15 protein-coding genes are annotated in these 17090 nt (G+C 36.2%); 7 read left to right on the forward strand and 8 right to left on the reverse strand.

From position 1 onward, the window contains the following. The first annotated feature begins 125 nt into the window (after nt 1-125). The 7 genes from BW929_RS02295 (at nt 126) to BW929_RS02325 (ending at nt 8731) form a co-directional block, all read left to right on the forward strand. Nucleotides 126-956 carry an AraC family transcriptional regulator gene (locus BW929_RS02295; protein WP_076543758.1) on the forward strand — a complete coding sequence of 277 codons (831 nt, stop codon included), beginning with the start codon at nt 126-128 and terminating at the stop codon, nt 954-956. A gap of 98 nt (nt 957-1054) precedes the next feature. Then, nucleotides 1055-1930 carry a DegV family protein gene (locus BW929_RS02300; RefSeq protein WP_076543759.1) on the forward strand — a complete coding sequence of 292 codons (876 nt, stop codon included), beginning with the start codon at nt 1055-1057 and terminating at the stop codon, nt 1928-1930. A gap of 382 nt (nt 1931-2312) precedes the next feature. Further along, nucleotides 2313-3572: an ABC transporter substrate-binding protein gene (locus tag BW929_RS02305; protein ID WP_076543760.1), complete on the forward strand. Its 1260-nt coding sequence runs from the start codon at nt 2313-2315 to the stop codon at nt 3570-3572. A 101-nt stretch (nt 3573-3673) separates the two neighbouring features. After that, nucleotides 3674-4546, forward strand: a complete 873-nt coding sequence (locus tag BW929_RS02310; protein ID WP_076543761.1) for a carbohydrate ABC transporter permease — start codon at nt 3674-3676, stop codon at nt 4544-4546. Then, on the forward strand, nt 4547-5389 hold the full coding sequence (locus tag BW929_RS02315; protein ID WP_076543762.1) for a carbohydrate ABC transporter permease: 843 nt from the start codon (nt 4547-4549) through the stop codon (nt 5387-5389). It begins immediately after the preceding gene. A gap of 51 nt (nt 5390-5440) precedes the next feature. Next, nucleotides 5441-7627, forward strand: coding sequence for an alpha-galactosidase (locus tag BW929_RS02320; RefSeq protein WP_076543763.1), 2187 nt, complete (start codon nt 5441-5443; stop codon nt 7625-7627). A 60-nt stretch (nt 7628-7687) separates the two neighbouring features. Beyond that, a complete protein-coding gene (locus BW929_RS02325) occupies nt 7688-8731 on the forward strand; it encodes a LacI family DNA-binding transcriptional regulator (RefSeq protein WP_076543764.1) in 1044 nt (347 codons plus the stop codon). A gap of 31 nt (nt 8732-8762) precedes the next feature. Here the strand turns inward: BW929_RS02325 and pta are convergent, their stop codons facing one another. From pta to BW929_RS02365, 8 genes are all read right to left on the reverse strand, one after another. Further along, the gene (pta, locus tag BW929_RS02330) at nt 8763-9761 is read right to left on the reverse strand and encodes a phosphate acetyltransferase (RefSeq protein ID WP_076543765.1); all 999 of its coding nucleotides are present in this window, start codon (nt 9759-9761) and stop codon (nt 8763-8765) included. 72 nt (nt 9762-9833) lie between these two features. Continuing rightward, a complete protein-coding gene (locus tag BW929_RS02335) occupies nt 9834-10613 on the reverse strand; it encodes a TIM barrel protein (protein WP_076543766.1) in 780 nt (259 codons plus the stop codon). Nucleotides 10614-10894: 281 nt separating this feature from the next. Next, nucleotides 10895-11752, reverse strand: coding sequence for a class II fructose-1,6-bisphosphate aldolase (fba, locus tag BW929_RS02340; protein ID WP_076543767.1), 858 nt, complete (start codon nt 11750-11752; stop codon nt 10895-10897). A 64-nt stretch (nt 11753-11816) separates the two neighbouring features. Next, on the reverse strand, nt 11817-12947 hold the full coding sequence (locus BW929_RS02345; protein WP_076543768.1) for a sodium ion-translocating decarboxylase subunit beta: 1131 nt from the start codon (nt 12945-12947) through the stop codon (nt 11817-11819). A gap of 11 nt (nt 12948-12958) precedes the next feature. Then, on the reverse strand, nt 12959-13378 hold the full coding sequence (locus BW929_RS02350; protein ID WP_076543769.1) for a biotin/lipoyl-containing protein: 420 nt from the start codon (nt 13376-13378) through the stop codon (nt 12959-12961). A 14-nt stretch (nt 13379-13392) separates the two neighbouring features. Further along, nucleotides 13393-13731 carry an OadG family protein gene (locus BW929_RS02355; RefSeq protein WP_076543770.1) on the reverse strand — a complete coding sequence of 113 codons (339 nt, stop codon included), beginning with the start codon at nt 13729-13731 and terminating at the stop codon, nt 13393-13395. A 205-nt stretch (nt 13732-13936) separates the two neighbouring features. Further along, on the reverse strand, nt 13937-15130 hold the full coding sequence (locus BW929_RS02360; RefSeq protein ID WP_084566057.1) for a transposase: 1194 nt from the start codon (nt 15128-15130) through the stop codon (nt 13937-13939). 258 nt (nt 15131-15388) lie between these two features. After that, complete coding sequence (locus BW929_RS02365; protein WP_076543772.1) at nt 15389-16939, reverse strand: acyl-CoA carboxylase subunit beta; 1551 nt, start codon at nt 16937-16939, stop codon at nt 15389-15391. Between the last annotated feature and the right edge of the window lie 151 nt (nt 16940-17090).

Below are 17090 nucleotides of genomic sequence, written 5' to 3' on the forward strand. Positions count from 1 at the left end.
TATTTTTTTGAAAATATATTTAATTTGTATTTTTATTATATCCATAGTACTATGTTTATATAAATGGTTTAATGTCAATATCATATGTTATTATGTTGTTTTATTCAAATTTCAGGAGGGAAATCATGGCTGAAGTACAGGATTTAAATATTGAGAGGCTGCATTTAACTGATATGGAGATTCACATCTGTGGTTCTCAACAGTGCAGTCAGGGCCACAGTTATGGTCCGGCAGTTAGAGATTATTTTCTAATCCATTATATCCATAGAGGAAAAGGAAGTTTTAAAGTAGATAAAAAAGAATTCGAGTTAAAAAGAGGTGAGGGATTTGTAATCTGGCCCCATCTTCTCTCTTATTACCAGGCGGATCAGAAAAATCCCTGGCAATACTCCTGGATTGGCTTTACCGGTTTAAAGGCTGAAGATTATCTTAAGGAAGCAGGAATCACAAAAGCAAAACCCTTTTTTAAAACCCAAAAGCCTGAACAGATATCTGCTATTTTTAATCAGATGACTGAGACCGGTAATTTAAAAAAATCAAAAGAGATTAAATTAATGGGACTGCTCTACCTCTTTTTGGCAGAACTTATTGAAAATACAGAGCAGCAGTTAAAAAATAAAGATTTAAAACAGGAGTACTTAAAAAAAGCAGTTAATTATATTGACCGCAATTATTCCCGACCCGATCTAAAAATTACAGATATTGCTTCTTATTTAAGTTTAAACCGCTCCTACCTCTGGCAGCTATTTAATGAGCTGTTGAATATGTCTCCCCAGCAGTATCTGATTGAATTCAGAATGGAAAAGGCTGCCCTCCTTTTAGAAAACTACAAGCTCAAGGTCAAATCAGCAGCTTTAAGTGTCGGTTATGAGGACCCCTTCAATTTTTCTAAGATTTTTAAAAAAACTATGGGGATATCTCCAAGTCATTATAAAAATGGACAAACTAATAGATAAATGCTAAAATTAATTAGAGGAATATTTTTAAAATTAAGTTAAATATATATATATATTAATCACAATTGTACTCTTATCTAAGAAAGGAGTAATAAAAGATGAAAATTGGCATTTTAACTGACAGCACCTGCGATTTAAATCAGGAGATACTAGAAAAATACGGCATTGAAGTCATACCTCTTTCAGTTCATTTTGGTGAAGAAGAATTTCAGGATGGAATTGATATAAAGCCGGATAGCTTTTTTGAAAAGCTGGATCAGAATAAAGAACTTCCTCATACTTCTCGGCCAGCACCAGCTTTATTTGTTAAAAAATATAAAAAAATGCTTCAAAAATATGATCAGCTGCTTTCAATTCATGTTTCTGCTGCCTTAAGTGGAACCTATGAATCAGCAAAACTTGCAGCCCAAGAAGTAAATGCTGAAAAGATTAAGGTTATCGACTCTGCTACTATTTCCCTGGGATTAGGAATGCTTACTGTGCTGATAGCTAAATTAATCGATAAAGATAAGCAAATAGATGAAATAATAAAAATAGTAAATCAGGCCAAAAAAAAGCTGTATCTCTATTTTACAGTTAAGGATCTGACATATATGGAAAAAGGTGGTCGTATCGGTAAGGCCAGCTCTTTTTTAGGTTCAATATTTAGTATAAATCCAGTAATTTCTATCAGTACTAAAACTGGAAAAGTTAAACCTATTGCTAAAGTAAGAGGTCAACACAGGGCTCAAGACAGAATTATTGAACTTATCAAAAAAGATTTAAAAAATGAAAAAAATGCCTGGCTTGGTTTTGCCCATGGAAACCGCAAAGACGATCTGGAAAAAACTAAAATTAAACTGATAAAAGAACTTAAAGATGAAAAAAATATAAATTTAAAAATTTACGACAGCAGAATCAGTGCCACTCTGGGCTGCCATGTTGGACCTACAGTCTATGCAGTTATTGTCTTGAGTGGAGATTTTTTAGTTTGATATTTATTTAGTTTCAAATAAAAATGATTTTAAAAACAAACTGGTTTATAATCGATTTAATTTTCTAAATTTTAAACTTAATAACTAATATTTACTGACAATTATCTTTTCAAATGAGGTAATTGTCTTTTTTTTGCTAAAATTTTTTAATTTTTTTCATAATTGAAATCACCGAAATAACGGTAATTTTCAGACTTTATCCAAATTTGGTTCCAAATTTTTTAATTTTTTTCACCAAAAAAGCAGGATTTTTGGATTAAGTCAAGAATACGTATATTAGAGAATATTAAAAATATAAATTTTTTAACGGAGGTGGTCATTTAAAATCTTATATTTTTGTTATTCTGGTCAAAATCATAAAAAAACTTAGGAGGAATATTATATGTCTATCAAAAAATCTTTAATCTTATCTTTAGCTCTCTTTTTTGTTCTCACCTTAACTTTTTCATCAGCTGCGGAAGAACTTGTTTTATGGCATACCTCATTTACCAGTGAATGGTCAGGTTTAGATGAAACTGTAAATTTCTTCGAAAATAATACTAATTTAGATGTTTCAACTGATTATGGACCTCCTCTCTATCGTGATATTTCACAGCAGTTTATCGTCCAGGCGAAAACTGGAAACCCGGATGTTGTTGAAGGGGTACTAGAGCAGATGTTTACTTATGCAAAAGCAGGTTTAATTATGCCCTTAAATGATTTCTGGAAAGGTTATGAAGATAAAGATCAGTATTTAGATAATGTCATGGATGCAGTTACAATTGACGGAGAAATTTACGCTATTCCCTATAATACCAATGTAAGATTACTTTTATATAGAAAATCAATTTTTGAAGAATATGGTTTAGAGGTTCCTACTAACTGGGATGAACTTGTAGAAACAGCTTCCTATATTTCTGAAAATGTAGAAGGAATGGATGGATTTATGTTTACAACTAAGGAAAGAGAAGTTAGAGCCTTCCAGGAATTTATGTCCTTCTACTTACAGCTAAACAAATCTATGTTTGATGTATCTGGTGAAAATGTAAAAGTTACTGCAACAGTTGATCAGTTAGAAGAGGTATTAAACTTATATGACAAAATGTTTAGCTCTGGTGCAATTTCAATGGACAATCGTGGTGCTGACTGGAAAGCATTAGATTACGGATATACTTCTGGTAACCAGGCAATGGTAACTGTTGGCCCCTGGATCTGGTCCCACCGTTATGAAGATGAAGCAAGGGCTGAAGTAATTGATGATACAGGTATTGCAGCTATTCCAGTTAATAAAAATGGAACTCCTGGAACTTATATGGAAGTTAAGCCAATTATGATAAATAAATACACTGATAATCCAGAAAAAGCATGGAATTTAGTTAAAGAAGTAACAAATAAGGACTTCCAATTATTAGTTGACTCTAATGCTGGTGTGCTATCTCCTCGTAAAGATGTAATGGCAGAACCAAAAATGGCAGATAACTGGTGGCTGCAGGGTTTCAGTAAATTTGCAGATACTGGTGTTGCCCTGGACCCAATCAGCTGGGAAAGACCACAAAATGCAATCATAGGTGCAATTCAGGAAGTAATTTATGATGAAGGAAGCCCTGCAGAAATTGCAGAAAAACTCCATCAAGAATTATCAGATATTGCAGCTAATTTATAAGCTAAAAGAGAATAACCCTCCGGACAGGTCAAAATGGCCTGTCCTCCCTTAAAAAATTTTATCTGACTTTTAAAACTTAATTTTCTCAAGGAGGCAGCTTTATGATTAATAATAAAAAAAATAATTTAAAGGGCTATTTAATTCTATTACCAACTCTTTTGGCCTTTGGCTTAATTATTTTTTATCCCACTGTTAGAGCATTTATACAAAGTTTTACAAACGCAAGTATTTACAATGAAGCAAGTTTTATTGGTCTAGAAAACTATATCAAAGTCTTAAATAACCCGGAATTTTGGACAGCTTTTATGCACACTTTTGTTCTTGTTATTTTGGCAGTTTCCTTACAATATATTCTAGGAATGGCAATGGCACTTTTATTAAATGAAGATCTCAAAGGTTTAGGCTGGGTAAAATATACAATTATGATCCCCTGGGTTATTCCTGTAGCTTCAACTGTTGTTATGTTTGACTGGCTGGTTTTACCTGACTATGGACTTATAAATATGATCTTAAAAAATATAGGACTAGGACATTTAACAAGATACTGGTTTGGTGATAAAAACTTTGCCTTTCCTCTAATTGTGATTATGCATGTCTGGCGGAATATGCCTTTTTATGCTATTACTCTGTATGCAGGCTTAAAGTCAATTCCAAAATATTATTACGAAGCAGCTGATATTGATGGAGCATCAGCCTGGCATAAATTCTTTTATATTACCCTGCCAAACTTAAAATATCCATCAATGATCGTTATTGTACTGCATGTGCTCTGGACCTTTAACAACTTTGATTTTATTTATCTTTCTACTGGTGGTGGCCCTGTTGGCTCAACTGAAGTTTTGGCAACCCAGATCTATCAGACAGCCTGGAACTACTATGAATACGGACACGCCTCAGCAATGGGTATTTTAATGATGCTGGTGATGATGGTCTTTTCCATCTTTTATATCCGTCTTGTAAGGAGTGATGACTAAATGCACCAAAAAAAATCAACTCTTATTTTAAAATATATAGCTCTAATCAGTCTAACAATGTTTATTTTAGTACCCTTTATCTGGCTTTTTTATTCATCCTTTAGAACTGAGTCAGCTATGTTTTCTGGCAAATTTTTTGAAAATCCCAATGGCTTAATGATCAAACACTACTTTAATGTTTTTCAGTCCGGTGGCGGCACAGGTAATTTTATCGGGTATTTTAAAAATTCAATTCTAATTGCCTCAATTACAACAATTGTAGTAGTAACGATCTCTGTTTTCGGAGCCTATTCTCTTTCCCGTTTTCAGCTGAAATTTAAAAATGCCTTTATAATTACCATGCTTTTATCCAACATGTTTCCCTGGGTACTTTTGGTAATTCCTATTTTTGGACTGCTTTTTTCTATGAATTTAATCGACAGTTATGCTGGAATAATCTTTACCCACATCATCTTAGGTCTTCCCTTTTCAATCTGGCTGATTAAAGGCTATTTTGATGGAGTACCCAAAGAACTTGATGAGGCAGCAATGATCGATGGTCTGGGACCATTTCAGACTTTAATTAAAGTTATACTGCCGGTTGCAGCACCTGGTATAGTAGTAGCTTCATTCTATTCTTTTATGGTTTCCTGGGGAGATTTTCTCTTTGTTTCTGTTATCTCTCAGTCGATGGCAACTAAAACTCTGCCAATTGGTTTAAATAACTTTTTTGGTTCAACTCAGGTAGCCTGGGGTTCAATCAATGCAGCCACAGTTATTTCTATAATTCCAACAATTTTATTATTCTCAATGCTGCAGAAATGGATTGTAGAAGGCTTAACAAGTGGTGCAGTTAAAGGTTAAATAACTGAATCTAATCTATATATAAATTTAAAAACAGAAGGGAGAAAAATTATGGCAATTGATTTTAACCAGAAGAAAGAATTATTTCACTTAAAAACTAAAAATACAAGTTATATAATAAAAATTATTAATGATAAATATCCTGCTCATCTCTACTGGGGTAAAAAATTAGGCGGCAGTTTAGATTTTGAAGATAAAATATTATATGGTGACCGACCTGTAATGACAATTATCAAGGAAGATAATCTTTCTTTAGAACTGCTGCCACAGGAATACCCGGCCTATGGAAATACAGATTATGGAGTGCCGGCTTATAAGGTCCTGCAGGAAAATGGATCCAGAACAACTAAGGCTATCTATTCTGAACACAGAATCTATGAAGGAAAATCTGAGCTTACAGGTCTTCCTGCTTCTTATGCAGAGGCAGATGATAATGTAGAGAGCCTGGAAATTGATCTAATTGATCAGACAGCAGATTTTAAAATAACTTTAACCTACACAGTATTTGCAGACTATGATATTATCACCCGCTCGGCTAAAATTATTAATCAGGGGCAAGAAAATTTAAAACTGCAGTCTGCACTGTCGATGAGTCTCGATTTTGAAGACAGTAATTTTGAGATGCTGCAGCTTTCTGGAGCCTGGGGTAGAGAAAGATACCTCAAAACCCGCCCCCTTATCCAGGGTCTACAGCAGATTGAAAGTAAAAGAGGTGCCAGCAGCCACTATCAGAATCCATTTATTGCTCTAACTCGCCCCAATACAGATGAATATCAGGGAGAGGTCTATGCAGCCAATTTAGTTTACAGCGGTAATTTTAAGGCTGCTGTTGAAGTTAACCACTATGATCGGACAAGATTATCCTTAGGCATTAATGATTTTGATTTCAGCTGGCTTTTAGAAGCCGGAGAAGAATTTCAGGCACCTGAGGCAGTACTTGCCTATTCAGATCAGGGTTTAAATCAGATGTCACAGCTCTACCATAAATTTTACCGAGAGCGGCTCGTTAAAAGCAAATTCAAAGCTGAAGAAAGACCGGTTCTTTTAAATAACTGGGAAGGAACATATTTTGACTTTGATGAAGATAAAATTGTCGAGATTGCTGCCAGTGCAGCTGAACTCGGGGTAGAATTATTTGTGCTCGATGACGGCTGGTTTGGACGGCGCAATGATGACACTTCCTCTCTTGGTGACTGGTATGTAAATAAAAATAAGCTGCCAAATGGGGTCAGCGGTCTGGCAGAAAAAATAAATGAGCTAGGTCTTGATTTTGGAATCTGGGTTGAACCGGAGATGGTTTCTCCTGACAGTGATCTCTACCGTAAACATCCAGACTGGGTAATAGAAGTTCCTGACCGAGAAAATTCAGAGGGCAGAAACCAGCTGATCTTAGATTTTTCCCGCAGGGATGTTCAGGACTATATTATAAATATTTTAAGTGAGCTATTTGCCAGTGCAGATATCTCTTATGTAAAGTGGGATATGAACCGCAATATGACTGAGATTGGCTCAAACCAGCTTGCAGCTGAAAGGCAGTCAGAAACAGCTCACCGCTATATGCTTGGTCTCTACAGAGTCTTAGAAGAATTAACTGCTGAGTTCTCTGACATCTTATTTGAAAGCTGTGCCAGTGGAGGCGGCCGCTTTGACCCGGGAATGCTCTATTATATGCCGCAGACCTGGACCAGTGATGATACAGATGCAGTAGAAAGATTAAAGATTCAGTATGGTACATCTTTAGTTTATCCAGTCTCTTCTATTGGAGCCCATATTTCTGCTGTGCCCAATCATCAGCTCGGTAGAATTACCTCTTTAGCTATGAGAGCAGATACAGCCTATTATGGTGCTTTTGGCTATGAACTTGATCCAACAGTAATGAGTTTTAAAGAAAGAGAAATTATTAAAAAACAGATAAAGAAATTTAAATCTCTGAGAAAATTAATTCAGTATGGAGATTTCTACCGACTGCTCAGTCCATTTGAGGGTAATGAAACAGCCTGGATGACAGTTTCTAAAGATCAGAGAGAAGCTTTTGTCAGCTATTACAAAATCCTGGCTGAAGCAAATGTCTTTACTGGCTCCTTCAAACTTAAAGGCTTAAACCCTGATTTTGATTATTATATTAAAGAAATTGATAAAACAGTGAGCGGCAGTCAGCTCCTCTACTCCGGTCTGCCTATTGGAGAGCTAAAACAGGAAGATTTCAGTTCAAAAAGCTGGCATTTACAAGTAATATAAGTTATTATAATAAATGAGGGTAAATATTTACCCTTAAAACTTAAAGTCAGGTGATTTATTATGGGAGTAACATTAAAAGATATAGCCGAAAAAGCTGGTGTCTCGATTTCTACTGTCTCACGAGTTATTAATAATGATCAGTCAAGACCGGTAAGTGAGCATACAAGTGAGATTGTCTGGAATTATGTAGATCAACTCGGTTATAATAAGCATAAAAAGAATAATCAGCAGAATTCAACTACCACTAAAAGTATTGGTTTTATCTTAAATGATACGCCAAAAATATACAACCACCCCTTCTTTTCAGTTATGCTGGAGGGTTTAGAAGATGAAGCCCGCAAACAGGGTTATTCTATAGCTTTTTCTTACACTCAGGCTGATCTGGAAGTTCCTGCGATTGAGCATAAGTTAGTCAGTCAGGAAGAGGCTGATGGGGTAATTATAATTGCCGAATATATTGAAGAAAAGTTTTTTAATGAGCTTAAAGACAGCTTTGAAAATATCGTTATCTTTGATAACCGCAACCCAGATATTCATGATTATGATGCAATTAATGTTCAAAGACGGGAAGCAGCAGCTGAAATTGTAGAATATTTGGTTGAACTCGGCCATCAGGAAATTGCTTTTATTGGTGCAGCTCTGATTGGTTCAAATCATGATACAGTTGTCCATGAGGACCGCTATCTTGGTTTTGCAGATGTGATGAAGAGGCACGGACTGCCAATCAGAGAAAAATATGTTAAAAAAGCAGACTGGGAAATGGGATTAGCCTATGAAAAAATGAAGGAAATTCTGGAATTAGATGAACTGCCGACAGCAGTTTTTGTGGCCAGTGATTATATGAGTATTGGTGCTATGAGGGCAATTCATGAAGCTGGTTTAGAAATTCCAGCAGATATTTCAATAGTTTCCTATGACAACATTAAAATGGCTCCATTTACCAATCCACCTTTAACTACAGTGCATGTTCCTAAAGAAGAAATAGGAAGGCAGCTGGTTAAAACTTTAATTGACCGCATCAATGGTGATATTCATATGCCCTTACAGATTATTGCTCCAACTGAATTAAAAATAAGAAAAAGTGCAGCTCCTCCCCGCCAATAGGGAGACTGCACTTTTTTTGCAATTATAAATTTTATTTATTTTGAGCCTGTACTGCTGTAATCGCTGTTAAATTAACTACATCTTCAACTGAGCAGCCGCGAGATAAATCATTAATTGGTGCTGCCAGCCCCTGTAAGATAGGACCAACCGCATCTGCACCTGCCAGCCTTTGTACAAGCTTATAACCAATATTACCTGACTGCAGATCAGGGAATACTAAAACATTTGCTCTACCTGCAATTTCACTTTCCGGAGCCTTTCTTTGACCAACACTTTCTACTAAAGCTGCATCTGCCTGCATCTCTCCATCAATTTTTAGATGTGGAGCATTTTCGTGGGCAATTTTTACTGCCTCACGCACATTATCTACGTTTTCATGGCAGGCACTTCCCATAGTTGAGAAAGAAAGCATAGCAACTTTTGGATCAAAATCTAGCAAGCTCTTTGCTGTATCAGCTGTTGAAATTGCAATCTCTGCCAGCTGCTCTGAATTAGGTGCTGGATTTACTGCACAGTCCGAAAAGACCATTACTCCCTCTTCCCCAAAGCTTTTATCTTTGAGAACCATAATTAAGGCACTGGAAACTGTTGAAATACCTTCTGCGGTTTTAACAATCTGAAAAGCAGGTCTTAAAACATTACCAGTTGCATTTGCAGCCCCAGCAACCATCCCATCTGCTTTATCAGTATAAATCATCATTGTTCCAAAATAAAGTGGATCTTTTACTGCCTTTTCAGCCTCGGCTTTAGTAATTCCTTTATGTTTTCTAAGTTGATAAAATTCGTCTCTAAATTCTGCTATGTACTCAGAATCTTCCGGATCAATAATTTCAACTCCATCAAGCTCAACTCCATATTCAGCTGCAGCCTCTTTAATTGACTCCAAATTCCCCAAAATTACTATTTCAGCAATTTTTTCAGCTTCAATTTCTGCAGCTGCTTTAACTATTCTTTCATCATCACCCTCAGCAAAAACAATTTTCTGCAGCTTAGAAGCTGCTCTTTCTTTAAAATTTTTCAGTACATCCATTTAAATATCCTCCCTAATATACTTAATATTTTAAGAGATTAGATAATATTAATAAAAGTTTGTAGTATAAACCTATAAGTTTATTAACTCAACTGCTACTTGCTTAGATTCTTTTTTAGGAAACAATTCAAAACCAAGGAAGTGACTGTAATCAAGAGTTTCTAATTCTTTAAAAATATTTTTATAATTTATCTCACCTGTACCCGGTTCACTTCTATCGGGAGAGTCAGCAACATGGATATAATCAATCACATCAATATATTCTCTTAAATTTTCAATAATATTCCCTTCCATTATCTGCATATGATATGCATCAAATAAGACTTTGATATAGGAAGAATCTACCATTCTTGCTAATTCTGCAGAATCTTTTGTATGAGCAAGACAATTACCGTCATGATCTTTATAAGTATTTAAAGCCTCTAAAACTAACTTAACTTCAGCTTCCTCTGCAAGAGGTGCTAACTCTGATAAAACTTTATACATATTAATAAATTTCTTGTGCTCACTTATTTCATCATAGCTATCCAGTACTACACCACCTTCTCCTAGTGCATTTGAATGAATAACGAGATTATCACAATTTAGAAATTTTGCCTTTTCAATTGAAAGCTTAATATAATTAATATAATCTTCATTTTCTTGAGGATTTACTAAAGAATAATCTTTATCTCCGGAAAAACTTGATATTTCTAGATCATTTTCTTTACACAATCTTTTTATTTTTTTTAAATTCTTATCTTCCCATGACCAAAATTCAATATAATCAAAGCCTGCTTCAGATGCTAAACTAAATCTCTCTTCAAATGGATATTCCGTAAATACTGTCTCAATACAGATTGATTTCTTCATAACACACCTCCCTATTTATAATAAAATTTATTATTGAAAATAAACTAAACACAACTTATTTAAAAATATTCAAATACTTCCTTCTCCGGATTTTATTAAAGCGTATTTAGTCAACAGAGGTACAAATATTTCTGCTGCAAGTGAAGCCCCTCCAATTTCACTCCAGAGTGATAAGACTTTTCAATAACTTATTTAATAATAATTTATCTTCTTCAATATTAATTTTAGAGAATAAAGACCTGCTTTTCTCACAGATCCTTATCCCCTAAATAAAATTAAATTTACCAGGCTTTATTGCTGCTGCCAAGTATTTTAATTTTTTCTTTTGTCTTTTCAATTACTGCATCTCTGCCAGGTCCACAATAAGTATGAACATCATAAACTTCAGGGTCCTCTGCAAAAATTTCTTTGACTCTTTTAGTAAATGCCTGCTGGAAATCAGTATTAAAATTAACCTTGTTCACCCCATATTTAACAGCAGTCTTTAAATCCTGATCAGAAACACCAGAAGCACCATGTAAAACTAGAGGCATATCCAGTAATCTTTTTATTTTATGAAGCCTTTCAAAATCTAATTCTGGCTTGCCCTGATAAACACCATGAGCTGTACCAACTGCAACTGCCAGGGCATCAACTCCGGTTTTTTCTACAAATTCCTTAGCCTTATCAGGATCAGTATACATCGCATTTTTTTCTTCAACTGTATGACCATCTTCAGTTCCAGCAATTGTACCCAGTTCTGCCTCAACACTTACTCCAACACTGTGTGCTACCTCTACAACCTTCTTAGTCATTTCTATATTTTCCTCAAACTCTTTTGTTGAAGCATCAATCATTACAGAAGAAAATCCAGCTCTAATTGCAGCTATAATACTTTCAAATCTGCTTCCATGATCTAAATGCAGTGCCACTGGAATTGATCGATCTTTAATAATTGCTTCTGTCATTCTGCTGACAGTTTCCAGACCTATATAAGGAATAATCCTTTCACTAACCTGCAGTATTAAAGGTGCCTTCATTTCTTCAGCACCGGTAACAAAAGCCTGTAAAAATTCCAGATTATTAATATTGAAGGCCCCCACAGCATAATTATTTAAGTGTGCTTCCTGCAGAAGTTCTTTCATCGGGTTTAAATTCATTTTTCTACTCCTCTCAAACCTTGATTTAATAGTTCAGCTTTAACTAATTTTATCTTAACTGTTCTTAACCCAAAATTGAAAGCAGAGTACCGGCTGCAATTGCAGAACCAATAACTCCGGCAAAGTTGGGACCCATCGCATGCATTAGAAGGTGATTGGATGGATTTTCTTCCTGACCTACCTTCTGTACAACTCGGGCTGCCATCGGTACTGCAGATACTCCTGCTGCACCAATCAGTGGGTTGACCTTACCTCCACTGAATTTATACATCACCTTACCAAATAAAACTCCTACTGCTGTACCAAAGCTGAAGGCGATTAAACCTAAAACTAAGATACCAATAGTTTCGGCATTCAAAAATGCCTCTGCACTGGCTGTTGCCCCAACTGTAAGACCTAAAAATAAAGTCACTATGTTCATTAAGGCATTCTGGGTTGTTTTAAGTAAGCGGTCAACTACTCCCACTTCCCGCATTAAGTTACCAAACATCAGACTACCTAAAAGCGGTAGGGCTGAGGGTACTAATAAACCACCAAGTAAAGTTACAGCTATCGGAAAAATGATCTTTTCCTTTTTTGTTACATGTCTTAACTGCTCCATTTTGACCTGACGCTCTTCTTTGGTTGTTAGAGCCTTCATAATCGGTGGCTGAATAATCGGTACTAAAGCCATATAGGAATAGGCTGCTACTGCAATCGGACCTAATAGATGTGGTGCCAGTTGACTGGCTGAAAAGATAGCTGTCGGTCCATCAGCTCCACCAATAATTCCAATCGCACCTGCTTCTGCAGGTGAAAAACCTAAGGCTATTGCTCCAAAAATAGTAGCAAAGATACCAAACTGGGCTGCTGCACCTAAAAGGGCAGTTTTAGGCTGGGCGATCATCGGCCCGAAGTCAGTCCAGGCTCCAACTCCCATAAAGATAATTGGAGGATAAATACCGAGCTTAACTCCCTGGTAGAGGTAGTATAATAAACCTCCTACCTGACCATCTTTCCCGGCTGCCATCAGTCCTCCTAAGGGCAGATTAACTAAGAGCATCCCAAAACTGATCGGCACTAAAAGCAGGGGCTCATATTCTTTGACCACTGCCAGATACAAAAGTATGGAGGCAATGATGATCATTATAAATTGTCCAAGCCCCAGGTTTAAATAACCTGTTGACTGGATAAATAGTGAGATCTTATCTAACATGATTTAGCCCCCTATTCGATTACCAGCAGTATGTCTTCTGCATCAACACTGTCTCCGACTCTTACTTTGATATCTTTGACTGTTCCTGCCTCAACTGCAGTAATTTCGTTTTCCATCTTCATTGCTTCTAAGACTATTAAGGTATCACCTTTGCTGACAGTTTCACCTTTTTTAACATTGATCTCTAAGATGCTGCCGGGCATTGGTGCCACAACATCACCTTCACCAGCTTCAGCAGATGCTGCCATCTCTTTTTGTGGTTCTTTTTTTGGCTTTGGTGCTGCCTTTTTAGCTTTAGTTTTAGGAGCAGCTGAACTTCTGCTGCCTGCACTGGTTGTGCTTTTTACTGCAGAACTACCAGTTTCACTTCCTATTTCTTCAACATTTACAATAAATTCTTCACCATCTACCTCAACTCTAAATTTTTTCATTCTCTATTCAGCTCCTATCTCTTCCAGTTTTGATTACTTTTTTGAATGGATATTATCCGATAATTTTTTTGATCATTTAAACTTTCATAAATTGCTGCTGTTACTGCTGCTATCTTTTGCGGAGAAAATCCCTCTTCAGCAGCCGCAGTTTCAGCTTCAGCTGCTGACTTATTTTCAGCTTTTGAAATTTCTCTTTTCTTTTCAACCTTATTTTTGCTTTTCTTTTTCGATCCACTTTCCGGTCCAAATAGTTTTCCGCTGAAATGGAGGAAAACTGAGAGCAGATAAAGGGAAAGGAAAACTGTTCCCATTCCTATTATCAATAACTCCAGACCAAGAACATAATTATTCATACTTTCACCTACTTATTACTATTTTATAGTTAAGCGAATTTCATAATACACTTAATTTAGTTTAATTCAAAAAAATATTGTCTGCGAATCATAAAAATAAGCCTTTTAACTTGAAATTGTAGATTTTAATGATTTACCATAGATTTACTGCTAAATTCAGACGCACTTAGCTTGGGTAACTTAAAATCATGAATTTAGAAGCTATTTAAGCAGCTAAAACCTGATTTTGGAGTTTGATTTTCTTGGCTGCAATTCTTGCAGCTATCAAACTGATAGAACTTAATAGCAAATGAGTTTTAACTTTTTTGGCCCCCATTACAGTTAAGTTCTCTAAATTTAGATGCTCTTTTAGTCTGGGAAAAGTTCTTTCAACACTGGTTCTTTTGTTGTAGATCTTTCTCCAGGTTCTAGAATCTCTATGTGGAGTTGATATATATCTTGGATTTTCTTTTGGTCTTGTTTTAGTTACCTGACCGTAATTGCTGTCAGAACACCACTTAGTTCCGTGAATACAATCAACTTTACCACATACATGTGGGCATCTGAATTTGTTGACTCCCTTGTAATGACCCCAGTAATACATTTTGTGTCCACCACTGCAGACTGGTGTTCCTTTAAAATCATAGAATCCAGCTGGTGGCTGTTTAGCATTACGCTTGTTGATTGGGATAATGGCCTGAGAATCCTGCTCAAAGAGAATATGCTCATAGATATCAGTAGTATCATAACCTGAATCCATAGTCCAATATTTTGGTTTAATCAAATCTCTTTCAGCTAAAAAGTCATTAACCTTTTCAACTAAAGGTATTGCCTGGGTTTTATCTGAATGATTGGCTGGAGTTAAAGTTAAAGCAATCGGTAATTCTGATTTAGTTTCAACTGCAGCATGTATCTTCCAGCCAAACCATGTTATCTGATTTTTATGAGAGTCGAATTTAGTACCCCAATCAGGGGTAAAGGAATTTTCTTTATCTATCTTTGACCTTGACTTAGCTCTTTCATAAGCTTCAAGCTTTGAAGCATCAATAGCCATTGTCTCAGTCTCTAATAGATTAAGTTCTATACTCTGATCTAAAAGATTATTCATTAGTAATTCTAGACCATCAGTCTCAGATAATTTGCTGTAATATCGGCTGAAAGTTGCTTCACTGGGCACCCTGCCAGTGGTAGAAAAACCACAGACATATCTGAGATATGGACTTCTATCAATTTTGCTTACTAAGTCTGCTCTGGTAGGAATCTTTTCAATCTGCTGGACCAGAAAAGCTCTTAAAATAGCTTCTGGATTATATCCAGTTGGTCCTTTATTAGACTTAGGTTTTATCTTTTCAACAATAGGTTTAAGATCAATAGGATCTAAAATACAAATTAATTTGTCTGTTTCCGATAAATTTAGCAATTCTTCAAAGGGAAAGAGACACTCTTGTCGAATATTATTAATAGGGCTTCACCTTCTTTCGTATTTTATGGGTGCTACTATTTAATTCGACAAGATGGGGTGAAGCCCTTTTTATATCATTAAAATCTTTGTTATATCAAGGCTTATTTTTATGAAATTCGCTTAGTTAAATAACTTTATAGTTAAAGAATTGCATTTTTTTCTTTTAGATCAGTTTAATAACTCTGATATATCAAAGTATTTTTAAGCGGAACTCTTTTAGAGTGGAATGTTGCCGTGCTTTTTATCCTGACCATCTTCTTTTTTATTGCTCATCATCTCTAAACCATTGATCAGCTTGGCTCTGGTCTCTTCCATCTTGATGACATCATTGACCATCCCTCTTTTTGCTGCAATATATGGATTAGCGAAATTATCTTTGTAATCATCTATTTTATCCTGGCGCAGCTGCTCTGGATCATCTGCTTTAGCAATTTCTTTTCTGTAAATTACATTGGCTGCACCCTCTGGACCCATAACTGCTATTTCTGCTATCGGCCAGGCATAGACCAGATCAGCTCTCACTGAGCGGCTGCCCATTGCTATATAGGCTCCACCATAAGCTTTGCGCATAATTAAAGTTATCTTGGGTACTGTTGCTTCTGAGTAAGCATAAAGCACCTTAGCACCATGGCGGATTACTCCCCCATATTCCTGTTCTGTACCCGGCATATATCCCGGCACATCAACTAAAGAGATAATCGGGATATTGAAGCTGTCTAAAAAGCGGATAAAGCGAGCTATTTTAGTTGAAGCATCAATATTTAAACAACCTGCCAGATGCTGGGGCTGGTTGGCTACTATACCAACACTGCGTCCGTTGAGGCGGGCAAAGCCGACTACTGCGTTCTGAGCAAAGTAGGGCTGAACCTCCATAAAGCTATCTTTATCTGCCAGAATATCGATAACATCTCTGACATCATAAGCTTTCTGAGGGTTTTCCTGAACAATTTCTTTCAGTTCTTCAGTGCTGCGGCCCGGATCATCCTGAACCTCAAGCTTTGCCGGCTCTTCTTTAAAATTATCCGGTATGTAGGATAAGAGGCGCCTGATATTATCTAAGGCAGCTTCTTCACTGTCTTCCATAAAGTGGGCAACACCGCTGACCTGGTTGTGGGTGGCTGCTCCACCGAGTTCTTCTGCTGATACTTCTTCACCGGTTACTGATTTAATTACACTGGGTCCGGTGATAAACATCTTTGAGGTCTGGTCGACCATAAAGATAAAATCTGTGATCGCTGGTGAATAGACTGCTCCACCGGCACAGGGACCTAAGATCGCTGTAATCTGAGGTACTACTCCTGAAGCTTTGGTATTGCGGTAGAAAATCTCACCATAGCCGTTTAAAGAATCTATACCCTCATTAATGCGCGCTCCACCGGAATCATTAAGACCGATTACCGGGGCACCGTTTTTAACAGCTAAATCCATTACCTCAGAGATCTTATTGGCATGTGCTTCACCAACTGAACCTCCCATAACTGTAAAGTCCTGAGCGTAAACATAGACCAAACGGCCTTCAATTGTACCATAACCGACTACAACTCCCTCTCCTGGAACTTCCTTTTCGTCCATTCCTAAAGATGTGCTGCGGTTTTCTACAAACATATTCAGTTCATTAAAAGTACCATCATCTAATAGATATTCTATTCTTTCTCTAGCGGTTTTTTTATTCTTTTTATGCTGTTTTTCGATTCTGGCCTGGCCGCCACCAAGACGAATCGTTTCTTTTTTATTTTCTAAAGACTTTTCCTTATCTTCTACTGACATTTAAAAACCACCTTTCACAAATTAATAAATATAAACTTTGTTAAAAAATTCATTAATTATCTTATACATATTCAAATTTAGACATTAAAGAAATAGAAGCCCACTTTTCAATTGAATCTGCAAAAAGGGACTTCTATTTTATAGATTTATT

The sequence above is a fragment of the Halanaerobium kushneri genome, from assembly GCF_900156285.1.
Classification (GTDB): domain Bacteria; phylum Bacillota; class Halanaerobiia; order Halanaerobiales; family Halanaerobiaceae; genus Halanaerobium; species Halanaerobium kushneri.